Here is a 16,119-nt window from a genome sequence, read left to right as displayed (position 1 = left end):
ATCTCCGCGTCGATCAGCCGGGCGAAGAACTCGCCGATGCCGGGGATCGTCTTCAACAGCTTGACGTTGGTGTTGGCCTTGGTCATCGCCCGGATCGTCGCTTCCGACTGCTTGATCCGCTCATTGATGTCGCCGATGAAGTCGAGACCACGGTCGATCTGGACCCGGTCGATCTCCGAGACGTTCACCTGCGCCAGCTGGACGCGGCCGGCCTTGCCGAACAGATCACCGAGCTTCTTCAACTGCGCGGTCTGCTCCGGATAGCGGTCAAACACCGTGACGATCCGGTTCTTTGTCATCGTGCGCAGCCGTACGTAAAACATCCGCTCGCGCAGCGCGACGCGCAGCTCTCTTGCGCGTTCGCCGGGTGCCCAGGCCTCCGGTACCAGGTCGGCCCTGAGCAGATGCGCCAGCACCGTCGCGTCGATCTTGTCGGTCTTGATCTTGGCGTCGGCGATCGCCTTGACCTTCAACGGATGGGCGAGGACGACATCATCACAAATGTCGTCGAGCCAGTCGTACATTACCATCCAGTTGCGGGTGGCCTCGACGACGGCATGCGAGTTCTCGCGATATCGTTCGAGAAACCCACCGAGCGACTGGCGATCGTTCTTCACCCGGCCGGAGCGCAACGTCTTGCCGCTGCTGTCCTGCACCACCAGGTGGCTGTAGGATTTGTGGTAGTCGACGCCGATATGGTATTCATAAGAGGCAGTCATGCTTCCAACTCCCTTATTGAGATCTGCAAAACCCCAATAAGGTAAGCCGAAAGGCTGGAAGCGTGACTGTCCCTCGATCAGCGTCTGCATATTAGTGATCCGTTCTCTCAACGGGCGCGGCATCTTTCATGCCACCTCACATGGGAAAGTCTGCGTCAAGTCGGTCATAACAAGTCAGTCCTCTTCACAGCATCGGCTCCAGGTTCTAAGCCCGACTCCATGACACAGCTCGTTTTCCGAGCCTGATCAACCTCACATTCGGTCGGCGCTGTCGCTGCATACCAAGATCCCGCTTGCGGCGGGTGGGGCTCAGGACGACGAGACCATTCTCCGTTACCGGCATTTCGCCATGGTAGCATTCGGTTCGTCGACCTGGATCCGCCAGGATTGATGAGATCCTGGGAGATTTCGGAACGGGTGATATGTAGTGGCAATCAAGCTCTCTTCATGGTTGCCCCCTCAATGACGACACCCGAGGCGATGTATTTCCAGATTGCGACCAGCAGCTTGCGGGCCAATGCGACAATGGTCGACTTCTTCATACGCCCACCGTTGCGGTGGACGCGTGCATTGAACCATCGGCTGAGCGCCGAGTTCGGCTGATGCCGTAACCATAGCCAGGATAGCTGGATTAATGTCACCCGCAGCCGCGGATTGCCCGCTTTTGAAACACCCTGTTCCCGATCAAAAGCTCCGCTTTGCCAAGGTGTCGGAGCCAGTCCAGCATAGGCAGCAACCTGGCGACGGTTGTCAAAATGCCGGAACAGCCCCTCCGTCCATAGGATGTTTGCAAACTCGGTACCAATCCCCTTGATCTCAAGTAGCATCGTCACCGGCGAAGGCCTTGCCTGCGCGGTCTGCGCAGCGATGAGCGCCTCGCGCTCGTCTTCGACTGTCCTGATTTGCTCGAGGAGAAGTTCCAGCCGATCCAGTTCCCGACCTATCTGCGCTCTCATATGCGCTGGCAAGGCACGATCGTCCCCAGTCCGCAAGTCTTCCAGCTGTTGCCGCCGATCTCTACTCATTGGCTCATAGTTGGTGATGCCTTGCGAGAACAGCAGACCCTTTATGCGGTTGATATGAGCGACCCGCTCGGCTGTTAGCGCCTTACATTCCCGGCCAATCCGTCGCCGGTCTTCCTCGTCAGGTGATGGCGCTCGTGCCATCGAGCACACGCGTGGCACCCCCCTCTTATAGGCCATTAGGACCCGATGCAGCGCCTCGCCATCGATACGATCTGTCTTCACTCGCCGGTGGCGGCGCGATGTCGCGATCGATGCTGCATCCACGACATGGCTTTCGATCCCCTCTTTCTCAAGCACGCGATGGATCCAGAAGCCGTCGAGCCCGGCTTCCTGAATGGTGACGATAGGATAATCATTCCTGGTTCTGGCCCGGCATCTCTTCCGCAGTGTCGAAAGCAGACCAAACAATCCGGCGACGTCTCCTGCTTTCAAGGAGTGCTTCGACATCCTCTCACCGTTCCCCGGCGCGAGCGATGTAATCAGCCAAGTCGAACGACTAAGCTCCAGTGAAACGAAGATCGCGCCAAGATTCGTGTGAATGGCGATCGCAGCTCTTTCGGTCTTGAACATCGGGGCCTCACAATAAGTGCATTAAGTTACGGCCACTCATTCTGCAAAAAGGTCGGCCGTCGTGCACCCATGGGATCTCCTTTTTTAGCGCTCAAATGGGAAGATCACTCGGTAACGGTCATCGGCAGCTCCTGCTGCCGCGCAACGAGAGAGATTCAAGAGTCGTGCCAACTGCGCAGAAAGAGCCTCAAAAACCATTCTGCGCAGTGGCTTCACTTACAGCAGCGGCAGGCCGGGCCGAACAACACCGTGTCGCGGAGTCGACAAACCCCGACATTTCGTGCAGCGGATTTTGGCATCTGGACGTGGTGGTGATTTCGGTTCGCGGCTGAGAGCACCGGTTGTGCCAGGCCATCGAACAACCGGTGGATGCCGCGTCTAGATAGCTATTTAAGCTTATGCTTGTAGCGCTCATCCATCAGTGGCGCCGTCCGGGGGAACTCTTGGACGAGCGCTTTGCAAATTCGGTGGCCGCCACCACGAGGGATCCTCGCTGAGGTTGGTCGAGCCGGTCCACACTTCGGAGAGACCGGCCGAAATGAGCTCGTGACCGTCACCCCGGGTTGTTTTGGCCGAGGACTTCTCGTGGTCTTAGCACCGCCTTTCTGGTTTTGGTTCCGGCGTTCGGACGCCCTACGCGATTACTGAAATCTTCGCTTTCAGCGCTGGCGATCGGTCAGCGATCAGAATTGACTGCAGCTGTTCCGCTGTGCCGGGCGCGGGCCGACAGGCTATCCATGTCGATCCGCTTGGCGACAGCGTGATTAAGTCGTAATAGGTGGGGCAATCGGTAGCAGCTTGCAGATCGGCTCGACCCCGAGCACCCAACGGTGTTCACGAACCGATACGCAGTTCACCTCTCAGGCAATGAGGTAGGCCCGTCTGACCCCGTTTCAGTTGCCGAGTTCCTACGAATGGGAATATTGCTGAAAAGTAGCAGACCGTTGGTGGACAAGGGTACGCTCGGAGCTATAGGTTCGATTGGCGGGCCAAACTCGCCGCAGAATTAAAGAGGAAAATCATGCCTATAGGTACCGTGAAATTTTTTAATGAAGACAAGGGATTTGGCTTCATTACGCCCGAGAATGGCGGAGCGGATGTTTTCGTCCATGTGTCTGCCCTGCAACGAGGCGATTCGCTCCGAGAAGGCGAGAAGGTCAGCTACGAGCTGGGCCAAGACCGGAAGACCGGGAAGTCGAAGGCCGAAAACGTGAGCGTGCTCTGACCGCATGAGCAAGAGGATTGGCCGCGGATTTTTCAGTTTCCGAGCGTAGGCAGGCTAGTCAAATTCCAATAGCCTTGGCGGGATTAGAACCGTCGGCCCGTCGTTACCTCCTTACCTGAAATCCCGAGTCTTCACCTTGATCGCGTCGAGATGCAGTTAGGGATCCACAATACCCCTCGGCCACGGCCCTTCGGCAATCCACGCGGATCGGGCGCCGGCGATCCATAATGAAACTCATCGCCCCGCCCATGCGGCAACGGAAACGCCGCGCCGACGCTTGCCAGTTTCCCTGACAGGTCGGACAGCAGGTGAGCGACCAAATGCACGACGTCCCCTGCCGCTGGATGCGGCCCATAGACGCCGACTATGCCGGCGCCGAGCACGAGGTGGCGGAGCTGACAAGGAAGATCGCGGCCCCCGGAAGTGTCGAGACCCACCATTGGTCGGCGAGGAAAGCGCGGCCGTCGGCGACCATGGCGCCCCATTCGGCAAGCGGCGGCTGTGCGCCGAGACCGAGAAAGCCGAGGCCAGCGGCAGTCAGGATCATGCCGGCGAGCTCCGTCGTGAGCCTCGTCAGCACGGTGGGGAAGAGGAGCGGCAGGATGTCACGCAGGACAATCCGCGCTGTCGAGGCGCCCTGAAGCCTCGTAGCCGCAATGAAGTCCGCCTGTTTCAGGCGCTTCGTCTCGGCGCGGGCAAGCCGTGCAAAGGGCGGCCAGGCGGTGAGGCTGATCGCGATGACGGCGTGACCATGCCGGGGCCGAGTGCCGCGGCGAGTGCGAGAGCCGCTCAGCATCGTCGGGCTTATCGTCGTTTACGCCAAAGCTCGACTGGGTTGCGGATCCCGGCCGTATCGACATCGCCTACTTGACACAGTAATTGCAGGCGACTGTTTCTTCACCCATGCACTTTCTCACCTCATTGTCCTGGAGGACAGGCTGCCCGTCAGGAGGGAGGTGCCAAGGTTGTCGCGCGCAACATCCGAAGCAAAGGTCAGGAACTGCTGCCAGATCGGGTTGGTTGCGGGAGCGCGAGATCACCGAACCGTGGCGGAGATTCCGCTGCGACTGCCGCAGGATCGAATGCGTTTCTGGCTCGCGCTCCTGCCCGAACAGGAGCGCACATTGCGGCCAACCGGAATTCATCTCTTTGGTCTGCGCTACTGGTCGCCTGCTCGTCAAATACGACCCTCGGGACATGGCCCGTCTTCGTACGGCGACCTTTGGGCAACTTCGTGGAAGCGCGCTACGCTGATTTGACCCTGCCTTTGACCCCGTGGGGGCGCGACGCGCACTGCTGGCGAAAGGGCGACAGGAAGGCAATACCCGCGCCATCGTGGGCACGGCAGTCGCGCAGCGTCAACTGGTGGATGCAGCAACCAAGAAGAGGGCAGCCGTACGACGCGGTGGCGCAGGAAAAGCCAAAAACGAACGCGGATGACCGCGGATGGGGCTCGCTTCGCGGCATCGACTCCAGCAAACCTGTGCCCTTTGTCGAGGACACGGGGCGAGCTGCCATGAACAACGAAATCTCCCACCTGACCGCGAGCGCCGCGGCGCTGCTCGCTGAACAACCTGGACTTCGCCGGCCGAAATCGCGCGCCTTCTGCTGATGCGATGCGTGCCGAGAGACCTTCCTCGTGAGTACGAACCGTGGCGATTCAGAGTGCTCGGCGCAATCATTCCAGATCTCGATGGTGTCGTCGCTACGGAACGGAGGAACCTGCCTACACCCGCAATTCCGATCCTGTCGCTGCATCTGCGACCGGCTCTGCTGGGCGGAGTAGCCGTCGTCGAGCGGGCCGGACCGGAGATGCTCGAAATGCTGCGCGGCCAAATGACGGGTGTCAACAAAGTGCCTTTCAGCAGCGCCACCGATGAGATCATGAACCATACACGCCGTTCGGTGGCGTCGTCGCAGTTGCAGTTAATTTGAGAATCCTGCCCCTCGGATTCTCATCTGCCAAATCCGGCTGAAACAACCGCATTCTCACGTTTAATTGCTAAGTGACAGCCGCGATTCCCGAGATGTATCACGTCAAATCCACCAGTTGGAAAAATGAACCAGAATATATTCTAAAATATATTCTGGTATAGTTTCAGATCTTTGAGAAAAATTAATGCCTTATCGGATTTTTACATATTATAAACAGTATATATTCTCAAATATATCTTCTGCTCCTATTGTCTTAAAACAAGTACTAGTAGAGCTTCGTTTTACGTCATTCGCTGCCCGCAGCGCCTGCCGGTCACCTTCCGCCCTTCCATCGCTTAGAGAGTGAAGTGCCACCATGTCCAAACAACCCTTGCCGACGCTGCCGATGTGGCGCGCAGATCATATCGAGCCCTCGCCCGAGATGTTGGCGCTACGCGCCAACGGTCCGATCCACCGCGTGCGCTTCCCATCCGGGCACGAAGGCTGGTGGGTGACAGGCTACGACGAGGCCAAGGCGGCGCTGTCCGACCCCGCGTTCCGGCCCGCGGGAATTCCGCCGGCGGCATTCACCCCGGATTCGGTGATTCTCGGGTCGCCGGGGTGGCTAGTCTCGCACGAAGGGGACGAGCATGCCCGGTTACGCACGATCGTGGCGCCGGCCTTCAGCAACCGCAGGGTGAAGCTGCTCGCGCAGCAGGTCGAGGCGATCGCCGCCCAGTTGTTCGAGACGCTGGCGGCCCAGCCCCAACCTGCCGACCTGCGGCGCCACCTCACCTTTCCGCTTCCGGCAATGGTCATCAGCGCGCTGATGGGCGTGCTCTACGAGGATCACGCCTTTTTCGCCGGGCTGTCCGACGAGGTGATGACGCACCAGCATGAAAGCGGCCCGCGCAGCGCGTCGCGCCTGGCCTGGGAAGAACTGCTCGCCTACATTCGCAGCAAGATGCGCGAGAAGCGCCAGGATCCGGGCGACAACCTGCTGACGGATCTGCTCGCGGCGGTCGACCATGGCAAGGCGACCGAGGAAGAGGCGATCGGCCTGGCGGCGGGCATGCTGGTGGCGGGGCACGAGAGCACCGTCGCGCAGATCGAATTCGGCCTGCTGGCCATGTTCCGCCATCCGCAACAGCGCGAACGCCTAGTCGGCGATCCATCCCTGGTGGACAAGGCGGTGGAGGAAATCCTGCGCATGTACCCGCCGGGCGCGGGCTGGGACGGCATCATGCGCTATCCGCGGACCGACGTGACCATCGCGGGCGTGCATATTCCCGCGGAGAGCAAGGTGCTGATCGGCCTACCGGCGACGTCGTTCGATCCGCGCCATTTCGACGACCCGGAAATCTTTGACATCGGACGCGACGAAAAACCACACCTGGCGTTCTCCTCCGGGCCGCACTACTGCATCGGCGTGGCGCTGGCCAGGCTGGAACTCAAGGTGGTTTTCGGTTCGATCTTCCAGCGCTTTCCCGCGCTGCGCTTGGCCGTGGCGCCCGAAGAGCTGAAGTTGCGCAAGGAGATCATCACTGGCGGGTTCGAAGAGTTCCCGGTGCTCTGGTGATGCGCGGAAGTCGCCGGGAATCGCGATCTTCTCCGCAATTTGCCGGCGCGCGTGGCGCGCGCTGGTCAGATCAACCAGCCAACAGGTAACCAAGATGGACGTGCAAGAAACCACGGCAGCATGCCGAGACGCCTTCGCCGAACTGGCGTCGCCAGCGTGCATCCACGACCCGTATCCGTTCATGCGGTGGTTGCGCGAGCACGATCCGGTGCATCGCGCCGCGTCGGGCCTCTTTCTGTTGAGCCGCCACGCCGACATCTACTGGGCGCTCAAGGCCACGGGCGATGCATTTCGGGGACCGGCGCCGGGCGAACTGGCCCGCTATTTCCCGCGTGCGGCGACCAGCCTGTCGCTCAATCTGCTGGCGTCCACGCTAGCGATGAAGGAACCACCGACGCATACGCGTCTGCGCCGGCTGATCTCGCGCGATTTCACCATGCGCCAGATCGACAACCTGCGGCCGAGCATCGCGCGCATCGTCGCAGCGCGCCTGGACGGCATGGCGCCCGCGCTGGAGCGCGGGGAGGCGGTGGACCTGCATCGGGAATTCGCGCTCGCCTTGCCCATGCTGGTCTTCGCCGAACTGTTCGGCATGCCCCAGGACGACATGTTCGGGCTCGCCGCCGGCATCGGCGCCATTCTGGAAGGCTTGAGCCCGCACGCCAGGGATCCCCAGCTCGCCGCAGCGGACGCGGTCAGCGCCAGGGTGCAGGCCTACTTCAGCGACCTCATACAACGCAAGCGCACCGATCCCCACCACGACATCGTGTCGAGCTTGGTCGGCGCACACGACGACGATGCCGACACCCTGTCGGATGCGGAGTTGATCAGCATGCTGTGGGGCATGCTGCTGGGCGGCTTCGCCACCACTGCTGCGACCATCGACCATGCGGTCCTGGCGATGCTGGCGTATCCCGCACAGCGGCACTGGCTGCAGGGAGACGCCGTGGGGGTGGAGGCATTCGTCGAAGAAGTCCTGCGCTGCGACGCGCCCGCCATGTTCAGCTCCATTCCGCGTATCGCCCAGCGCGACATCGAACTGGGCGGCGTGGTGATCCCGAAGAACGCGGACGTGCGCGTGCTGATCGCGGCCGGCAATCGCGACCCGGACGCCTTCGCCGATCCCGACCGCTTCGATCCCGCGCGGTTCTACGGCGCCAGTCCTGGCATGTCGACCGACGGGAAGATCATGCTGAGCTTCGGCCATGGCATCCACTTCTGCCTCGGTGCGCAACTGGCCCGGGTGCAGTTGGCCGAGAGCCTGCCGCGGATCCAGGCGCGCTTCCCCACGCTGGCATTGGCCGAGCAGCCGACCCGGGAGCCCTCCGCATTCCTTAGGACGTTCCGCGCGCTGCCGGTGCGGCTGCATGTGCAGGGGGGCTGAGATGCGCGTCGTAGTCGACGAGGATCTGTGTGGAACCACCGGGCAGTGCGTGCTGACGCTGCCGGGCACCTTTCGCCAGCGCGAACCGGACGGCGTGGCCGAAGTGTGCGTGTCGACGGTCCCGCAGGCGATGCATGCCGCCGTGCGGCTCGCGGCCAGCCAGTGCCCGGTCGCCGCCATTCGGGTCATCGAAAGCGACGCTGGCGACGACGAGCGCGCCAGCGACGACCCTGCGCCTTCTCCGGCGGAGGCCAAGCGGCATGCCGCGAAAGACCAAAGCAATACAGGAGGGGCACGATGGGACGGTTTGAAGGTAAGGTGGCCGTGGTGACCGGCGCGGGCGCCGGCATCGGCAAGGCATGCGCCCTCGCCATCGCGCGCGAGGGCGGCAGAGTGGTGGTGGCCGACATTGATGGCTCGGCGGCCATCGCCTGCACCGCGCAGATCGCGGCCGAAGCAGGCCACGCGCTGGCAGTGGCCATGGACATCGCCGATGCGCAGGCGGTGGCAGCGCTGTTCGAGACGGCGGAGCGGCACTTCGGTGGGGTCGACCTGCTGGTGAACAACGCGAGCGCCATGCATCTGACCCCGCGCGACCGCGCGATCCTCGACCTGGACCTGGCGGTCTGGGATCAGACCATGGCGACCAATCTGCGCGGCACGCTGCTCTGCTGCCGGCAGGCCATCCCACGGATGATCGCCCGCGGCAGTGGCGCGATCGTCAACATGTCGTCGTGCCAGGGGCTCAGCGGTGACACCGCGCTGACGTCCTACGCCGCGTCGAAGGCGGCGATGAACATGCTGTCGGCCTCGCTCGCCACCCAGTACGGTCATGCGCAGATCCGCTGCAACGCGGTTGCGCCGGGTCTCATCATGACCGAGCGTCTCCTCGCTAAGCTGGACGAGTGCATGCAACGGCATCTTAGCCGGCACCAGCTCCTGCCGCGCGTCGGCCGCCCCGAGGACGTGGCCGCGCTGGTGGCGTTCCTGCTCTCCGACGATGCTGCGTTCATCACCGGCCAGGTCGTGTGCATCGACGGCGGCATGCTGGCGCATGTGCCGACGTACGCCGACGGTGGCAACAGCCGCGCCGCGCGGCCTGCCGGCGACACCCCCGAAGCGGCCGCGGCGCCGCGCTGCAGATGGAGCTGATGGACATGCTGCTCAACCCGCTGAACCGTCGGCACCGGCTGCGACACGACATCCCCGTCGTGCCCGGCGCTTTCCCCCTGGTCGGGCATCTTCCCGCCATCGTCTGCGACCTGCCGCGCCTGCTGCGGCGCGCGGAAAGTACGCTGGGCAGCCACTTCTGGCTGGATTTCGGCCCTGCCGGACACCAGATGACCTGCGTGGATCCGGATGCGTTCGCACTGCTCCGGCACAAGGACGTGTCCTCGGCGCTGATCGAAGAGATCGCGCCCGAATTGCTTGGCGGAACGCTGGTCGCCCAGGACGGCGGCGCGCACCGGCAGGCGCGCGATGCGATCAAGGCGGCGTTCGTGCCCAAGGGGCTGACCCAGGCCGGCATCGGCGACCTGTTCGCGCCCGTCATCTGGGCGCGGGTGCAGGCGTGGCGTGACCGCGGCGACGTAACCATCCTGCGCGAAACCGGTGACCTGATGCTCAAGCTCATCTTCAGCCTCATGGGAATCCCAGCGCAGGACCTGCCGGGATGGCATCGCAAGTACCGGCAACTGCTGCAGTTGATCGTCGCGCCCCCGGTCGACCTGCCCGGACTGCCCTTGCGGCGCGGCCGCGCCGCCCGCGACTGGATCGACGCACAGTTGCGCCAGTTCGTCCGCGACGCGCGCGCGCATGCCGCGCGCACCGGGTTGATCAACGACATGGTGAGCGCCTTCGATCGCAGCGACGATGCGCTCTCCGATGACGTCCTGGTCGCCAATATCCGCTTGCTGCTACTTGGCGGTCACGAGACCACCGCCTCGACGATGGCCTGGATGGTGATCGAGCTGGCGCGGCAGCCTGTGCTGTGGGACGCCCTGGTCGGAGAGGCGCAACGCGTGGGCGCGGTGCCGACCCGGCACGCGGACCTTGCGCAGTGTCCAGTCGCCGAGGCGCTGTTCCGCGAGACGCTGCGCCTGCATCCGGCGGTCACGCTCCTGCCGCGTCGCGCGCTGCAGGAATTGCAACTCGGCCAACGGCGCATTCCCGCGGGCACCCATCTGTGCATCCCGCTGCTGCATTTCTCGACCTCGGCGCTGCTGCACGAGGCGCCTGATCAGTTCCGCCTGGCGCGGTGGCTGCAACGCACGGAGCCGATCCGGCCGGTGGACATGCTGCAGTTCGGTACCGGCCCACACGTCTGCATCGGCTACCACCTGGTATGGCTGGAAATGGTGCAGTTCTGCATCGCCTTGGCGCTGACCATGCACAAGGCCGGGGTGCGGCCGCGGTTGCTGAGCGACGTCGAAAAAGGCCGGCGCTATTACCCGACCGGACATCCGTCCATGAAAGTCCGCATCGGATTCTCATGAGCTGGCATCGCATGCCCCGTGTGGCGAGGCAGCGGCGCCGGCGACGCGCGGCATTGCCGCACTCGGCGCGCGCGCTCGGTGCGACGCCGGCAACACCGCGGCGGCTCGCCGCTCGCCGTGGCCATCTCCTGTCAGGTACAAGGACATGAACATGCAGACCGGTTCCAAGCTACACGACGACCGACCTGGCGTTTCCGCGCTCGGCGGATTGGGCGCGCAGGCGCGCGGCGCATCCGGCAGGTTGCTGCCGGAGATCTGGATGCAGGACGGCGCAAAGCGGGTCGAACAGGCGCTGGCGCGTCTTCTCTGCGCCGAAGACGACGGTGAGACCGAGCTGATGGCGGCGATGCGCTACGCCACCTTGCATGGCGGGAAGCGCACCCGAACCTTGCTCTGTCTGGCTGCCGGCGCACTGGCCGACACGCCGGCGCACATGCTCGACGACGTCGGCGCCGCCATCGAGATGATGCACGCCTGTACCCTGGTCCACGACGACCTGCCCGCGATGGACGACGACGTGCTTCGCCGCGGCCTTCCGACCGTGCACGTCAAGTTCGGCGAAGCCACTGCGATCCTGGTCGGCGATGCGCTGCAGGCGCACGCCTTCCTGACTCTGGCGAGCCTGGATGCGCCGGGCGACAACCGTATCGCGCTCGTGCGCGAACTGGCGCAGGCGGTGTCCGCCGAGGGTGCCGCAGGCGGGCAGGCCATGGATCTGTCGCTTGTCGGAAAGCACGTCGAGCTGGACAGGATCGTGGCTATGCACCGGATGAAGACCGGTGCGCTAGTGCGCGCGTCCGTTCGCATGGGCGCGCTATGCGCCATCGCGGAGGATGCCGCGCACGCTGCGCTGTACTGTGCGCTCGATCGCTACAGCGCCTGTTTCGGCCTGGCGTTGCAGGTGGTCGACGACATTCTCGACGCGACAGCGGATACCGCGACGCTGGGCAAGACCCCCGGCAAGGACGCGGCGGCTCAGAAGCCGACCTGCGCGTCGATCATGGGCCTGCAGGCAGCGCGCCAATTCGCGCTGGATCTGTTGCGCGACGCCGAGGAGGCCATCGCCCCGCTGGGGCCGCGTGCGGAACGGTTGGCGCAGATGCTGCAGCGGGCCAACGCGTATCTGTTCAAGCACGCGCCATGCGCATGAGCGCGCCCGTCCGCATGGAGTCGCCCGGCAGCGGTGCATGCTGCACTGTATCCGACTCCGCAGCGACGTGCGCGGCGTCTGCCCGATCCTGGTTCTCGTCAACCGCCTGCAGAAGGAGCATCCCGCGTGAACGCGCTGTCCGAACAGATCCTTTCCGAATTGCGCCACCTGCTGAGGGAGATGAGCGACGGCGGCAGCGTCGGTCCGTCCGTCTATGACACGGCGCGAGCTCTGCAGTTCCACGGCAACGTCACCGGGCGGCAGGACGCATACGTGTGGCTCATCGCGCAGCAACAAGCCGATGGCGGATGGGGAAGCGCGGACTTCCCGCTGTTCCGCCATGCGCCCACGTGGGCGGCGTTGCTGGCATTGCAGCGTGCCGATGCTCTTCCCGGCGCTGCCGACGCAGTCCAGGCTGCAACCCGGTTCCTCGAGCGCCAGCCCGATCCCTACGCGCATGCGGTGCCGGAAGACGCGCCGATCGGCGTGGAGCTGATCCTGCCGCAGTTGTGCGGCGAGGCCGCATCCTTGCTGGGCGGCGTGGCGTTTCCGCGCCACCCGGCGCTCTTGCCGCTGCAGCAAGCGTGCCTGGTCAAGCTGGGGGCGGCGGCGACGTTGCTGAGCGGCCATCCGTTGCTGCACTCCTGGGAAGCCTGGGGGACGTCGCCGACCACCGCATGCCCGGATGACGACGGCAGCATCGGCATCAGTCCGGCGGCCACCGCCGCGTGGCGTGCGCACGCCGTGACACAGGGGAGCACGCCGCAGGTCGGGCGCGCCGACGCGTATCTGCAGGCGGCATCGCGGGCGACGCGCAGCGGCATCGAAGGTGTCGTTCCCAACGTCTGGCCGATCAATGTGTTTGAGCCATGCTGGTCGCTGTACACCCTCCATCTGGCCGGGCTTTTCGCTCATCCCGCGCTCGCCGAGGCGGTGCGCGTGATCGTCGCGCAGCTCGACGCCCGCCTGGGCGTGCGCGGTCTGGGCCCGGCCTTGCACTTCGCGGCCGATGCGGACGACACCGCCGTTGCGTTGTGCGTGCTGCGCCTTTCAGGCCGCGACCCGGCGGTCGATGCGTTGCGCCATTTCGAAATCGGCGAGTTGTTCGTCACCTTCCCGGGCGAGCGCAATGCCTCGGTGTCGACCAATATCCATGCCCTGCATGCGTTGCGACTGTTGGGAAAGCCCGCCGCCGGCACCAGCGCCTACGTCGAGGCCAATCGCAACTCGCACGGTCTATGGGACAACGAAAAATGGCACGTTTCGTGGCTGTATCCCACCGCGCATGCGGTCGCTGCGCTAGCGCAAGGCAAGCCCCAGTGGCGCGACGAGCGCGCGCTCGCGGCGCTGCTGCAGGCGCAGCGCGACGACGGCGGCTGGGGCGCCGGTCGCGCGTCCACATTCGAGGAAACCGCCTATGCGCTGTTCGCGTTGCACGTGATGGACGGGAGCGAAGAGCCGACAGGTCGCCGGCGCATCGCGCAGGCGGTGGCGCGTGCGCTGGAGTGGATGCTCGCCCGCCATGCGGCGCATGCATTGCCGCAGACGCCGCTGTGGATCGGCAAGGAACTGTATTGCCCCACCCGGGTCGTGCGCGTGGCCGAACTCGCCGGGTTGTGGCTGGCGCTTCGTTGGGGGCGGCGCGTCCTGGCCGAGGGAGCAGGAGCGGCGCCATGATCCAGACCGAACGCGCGCTGCAGCAGGTGCTGGAGTGGGGGCGTTCCCTGACCGGGTTCGCCGACGAGCATGCCCTGGAAGCGGTCAGGGGCGGCCAGTACATCCTGCAGCGCATCCACCCGAGCCTGCGCGACACCAGCGCCCGCACCGGCCGCGATCCGCAGAACGAAACGCTGATCGTGGCGTTCTATCGCGAACTGGCGCTGCTGTTCTGGCTCGACGATTGCAACGACCTTGGCGTCATCGCGCCGGAGCAGCTCGCCGCGGTGGAGCAGGCGCTGGGGCAAGGCGTGCCGTGCGCGCTTCCCGGATTCGAGGGCTGCGCTGCGCTGCGCGCTTCGCTGGCCGCGCTCGCCTACGATCGTCGCGACTATGCTCAGCTTCTCGACGATACCCGGTGCTACTGCGCGGCGCTGCGCGCCGGACACGCGCAGGCGGCTGGGGCGGAACGCTGGTCCTACGCCGAGTACCTGCACAACGGCATCGATTCGATCGCTTACGCGAACGTGTTCTGTTGCCTGTCGTTGCTTTGGGGGCTGGACATGGCGACCTTGCGCGCGCGTCCGGCATTTCGCCAGGTCCTGCGGCTCATCTCCGCGATAGGGCGCCTGCAGAACGATCTGCATGGACGCGACAAGGACAGGTCGGCCGGCGAGGCCGACAACGCGGCGATCCTGCTGCTGCAGCGCTATCCGGCTATGCCTGTGCTGGAGTTCCTCAACAACGAGCTGGCCGGCCATAAGCGCATGCTGCACCGGGTGATGGCGGAAGAACGCTTTCCCGCGCCGTGGGGACCGTTGATCGAGGCCATGGCGGCAATCCGCGCTGAGTACTACCAGACATCGACCAGCCGCTACCGCAGCGACGCTGCGGGGGGAGGCCAGCGTGCGCCGGCCTGAACGTGCGGGAGGCGGCAACGTGTGCGCGCTGCCGTCGGTCCGATCCGACGCAACGCCGTCGCCCGATGCGACGGACGGGGCGAGCATGAGCGACACCGCCCTGAGCCGGCGCAAAGACGACCATCTGGACATCGTGTTAGATCGGCGAACGGCACCGGCCACGGTCGCCGCAGGCTGGGAGTACATCCGTTTCGAACACTGCGCATTGCCCGAGTTGGACCTGACGCAGATCGACCTGTGCGCGTCGCTGCTGGGCAAGACCATGCGCGCGCCGCTGCTGATCAGCTCCATGACCGGCGGCATGCCACGCGCCGAGGCCATCAACCGGCATTTGAGCGAGGCAGCGCAAGCCTTGGGGATCGCCATGTGCGTCGGTTCGCAGCGCGTAAGCCTGCAATCCGGCAACTCCCTGGGGTTGACGCGCGCGCTGCGCCGCGTGGCCCCAGACATTCCCTTGCTGGCCAATATCGGCGCCGCGCAACTGCGCGAGGCCGACGGCCTGGATCTGGCGCGCCGGGCGGTGGATGCACTGGAGGCCGATGGACTCATCGTCCATCTCAATCCGCTGCAGGAAGCGGTACAGCCGGAGGGCGATCGCGACTGGCGCGGCGTCTTGGCGCAGATCGCTCGCGCCGCACGCAGCGTGGGCGTGCCGATCGTGACCAAGGAAGTGGGGTCGGGCCTGTCCGCCTCTGTGGCTTGTGCGCTCGTCGAGGCAGGCGTGGCGGTGATCGATGTCGCCGGCGCCGGCGGCACCAATTGGGCCGCGGTGGAGGGCGAGCGCGCCCGCAATGCCGCCGACCGTGCAGTGGCGATGGCGTTCGCCGAGTGGGGGATTCCGACCCCGGCCAGCGTGCAGGCGGTACGTCGGGCGCTGCCGACGGTGAAGCTGATCGCGTCGGGCGGGATCCGCGACGGCGTCGACGTGGCCAAGGCCATCCGCCTGGGCGCGGACATCGCCGGGCAGGCGGCCGGCGTGCTGGACGCGGCGACGGTGTCCACCGAGGCGGTTGTCGCGCATTTCGAGATCGTCATCCGCCAGTTGGCCGTCGCCTGCTTCTGCACCGGCTCGGCCGATCTGGCGGCGTTGCGTCAGGCGCGCTTGTTGCCCTCGGCGCATCTGCCCGCCGGTTAATGCCGGCGTCGCCCGCACGTGGCGGCGGGCGCCTAGACTAGTTTCCGTCCATAAACGGCTGGTTTTCTTGTGCTTGCAGCGCGTTTGGGTTCCGCTTGGTGGCCGCTTTGAAGCCATGCGGTGTGGCTCATGGGTGCTAATTGCGGCGGCCAGGATTTCTGGTGGAAATGCGCGCATTGGCAACTGCCGGCGTTCCGCCGGTCGGGTTTTGGCTGGCGACATGGATGTCAGTTCGATCTGAGGCGGGCGAAGAGGGCAAGATTGTAAGCGACCACCGAGGACCAGACATAAGTCTTGAAGTGGTCGAGCCCACGCCAGGTGCAGCGCCCCAAGCCGTAGGCGCGTTT

The 16,119-nt window shown here is 64.7% G+C and carries 15 protein-coding genes and 1 pseudogene; 13 read left to right on the top strand and 3 right to left on the bottom strand.

All coding sequences use genetic code 11. The features are described 5' to 3' along the window. Window positions 1–719: IS110 family transposase (locus BSG20_RS32570; protein WP_143147582.1), on the bottom strand; the 719-nt coding region annotated here is incomplete at its 3' end. Window positions 720–1,153: 434 nt separating this feature from the next. Then, complete coding sequence (locus BSG20_RS32565) at window positions 1,154–2,314, bottom strand: IS110 family RNA-guided transposase (protein ID WP_072381950.1); 1,161 nt, start codon at window positions 2,312–2,314, stop codon at window positions 1,154–1,156. A 1,021-nt stretch (window positions 2,315–3,335) separates the two neighbouring features. Here BSG20_RS32565 and BSG20_RS32560 point away from each other — a divergent pair. After that, window positions 3,336–3,539 carry a cold-shock protein gene (locus BSG20_RS32560; protein WP_072381952.1) on the top strand — a complete coding sequence of 68 codons (204 nt, stop codon included), beginning with the start codon at window positions 3,336–3,338 and terminating at the stop codon, window positions 3,537–3,539. 364 nt (window positions 3,540–3,903) lie between these two features. On the opposite strand, the pseudogene BSG20_RS32550 reads toward BSG20_RS32560, so the two are convergent. Next, window positions 3,904–4,325, bottom strand: a pseudogene (locus tag BSG20_RS32550) (ABC transporter permease); the annotation flags it as partial. A 296-nt stretch (window positions 4,326–4,621) separates the two neighbouring features. Between BSG20_RS32550 and BSG20_RS38720 the strand changes: the two are divergent. The 12 genes from BSG20_RS38720 (at window position 4,622) to fni (ending at window position 15,772) form a co-directional block, all read left to right on the top strand. Continuing rightward, window positions 4,622–4,798: a Mu transposase C-terminal domain-containing protein gene (locus tag BSG20_RS38720; protein WP_244541514.1), complete on the top strand. Its 177-nt coding sequence runs from the start codon at window positions 4,622–4,624 to the stop codon at window positions 4,796–4,798. Beyond that, complete coding sequence (locus tag BSG20_RS38060; protein ID WP_244541515.1) at window positions 4,774–5,151, top strand: hypothetical protein; 378 nt, start codon at window positions 4,774–4,776, stop codon at window positions 5,149–5,151. The genes BSG20_RS38720 and BSG20_RS38060 overlap by 25 nt, the downstream gene beginning before the upstream one ends. 53 nt (window positions 5,152–5,204) lie before the next feature. Next, window positions 5,205–5,474 (top strand): hypothetical protein, encoded by a 270-nt coding sequence (locus tag BSG20_RS32540; protein ID WP_244541516.1) that lies wholly within the window; start codon window positions 5,205–5,207, stop codon window positions 5,472–5,474. Window positions 5,475–5,829: 355 nt separating this feature from the next. After that, entirely contained in the window at window positions 5,830–7,032 is a 1,203-nt protein-coding gene (locus BSG20_RS32535) for a cytochrome P450 (RefSeq protein ID WP_072381960.1), read from the top strand. Window positions 7,033–7,126: 94 nt separating this feature from the next. Then, complete coding sequence (locus BSG20_RS32530) at window positions 7,127–8,416, top strand: cytochrome P450 (RefSeq protein ID WP_072381962.1); 1,290 nt, start codon at window positions 7,127–7,129, stop codon at window positions 8,414–8,416. A 1-nt stretch (window position 8,417) separates the two neighbouring features. Next, window positions 8,418–8,747, top strand: a complete 330-nt coding sequence (locus BSG20_RS32525; protein WP_072381964.1) for a ferredoxin — start codon at window positions 8,418–8,420, stop codon at window positions 8,745–8,747. Further along, window positions 8,714–9,568: an SDR family oxidoreductase gene (locus tag BSG20_RS32520; protein WP_024318843.1), complete on the top strand. Its 855-nt coding sequence runs from the start codon at window positions 8,714–8,716 to the stop codon at window positions 9,566–9,568. The genes BSG20_RS32525 and BSG20_RS32520 overlap by 34 nt, the downstream gene beginning before the upstream one ends. Then, complete coding sequence (locus BSG20_RS32515) at window positions 9,568–10,911, top strand: cytochrome P450 (protein WP_072381970.1); 1,344 nt, start codon at window positions 9,568–9,570, stop codon at window positions 10,909–10,911. The genes BSG20_RS32520 and BSG20_RS32515 overlap by 1 nt, the downstream gene beginning before the upstream one ends. Before the next feature lie 151 nt (window positions 10,912–11,062). Continuing rightward, the gene (locus tag BSG20_RS32510; protein WP_072381972.1) at window positions 11,063–12,061 is read left to right on the top strand and encodes a polyprenyl synthetase family protein; all 999 of its coding nucleotides are present in this window, start codon (window positions 11,063–11,065) and stop codon (window positions 12,059–12,061) included. Between the two features lie 126 nt (window positions 12,062–12,187). Beyond that, the gene (locus BSG20_RS32505) at window positions 12,188–13,738 is read left to right on the top strand and encodes a hypothetical protein (protein WP_072381966.1); all 1,551 of its coding nucleotides are present in this window, start codon (window positions 12,188–12,190) and stop codon (window positions 13,736–13,738) included. Next, window positions 13,735–14,637 carry a terpene synthase family protein gene (locus tag BSG20_RS32500; protein ID WP_072381967.1) on the top strand — a complete coding sequence of 301 codons (903 nt, stop codon included), beginning with the start codon at window positions 13,735–13,737 and terminating at the stop codon, window positions 14,635–14,637. The genes BSG20_RS32505 and BSG20_RS32500 overlap by 4 nt, the downstream gene beginning before the upstream one ends. A gap of 85 nt (window positions 14,638–14,722) precedes the next feature. Beyond that, window positions 14,723–15,772 carry a type 2 isopentenyl-diphosphate Delta-isomerase gene (fni, locus tag BSG20_RS32495; RefSeq protein WP_072381969.1) on the top strand — a complete coding sequence of 350 codons (1,050 nt, stop codon included), beginning with the start codon at window positions 14,723–14,725 and terminating at the stop codon, window positions 15,770–15,772. Window positions 15,773–16,119 lie beyond the last annotated feature (347 nt).

Origin of the sequence: Rhizobium tibeticum, from assembly GCF_900110205.1 — a bacterium.
Taxonomy (GTDB): Bacteria; Pseudomonadota; Alphaproteobacteria; order Rhizobiales; family Rhizobiaceae; genus Rhizobium; species Rhizobium tibeticum.
This window is presented reverse-complemented; position numbering and strand designations above follow the sequence as displayed.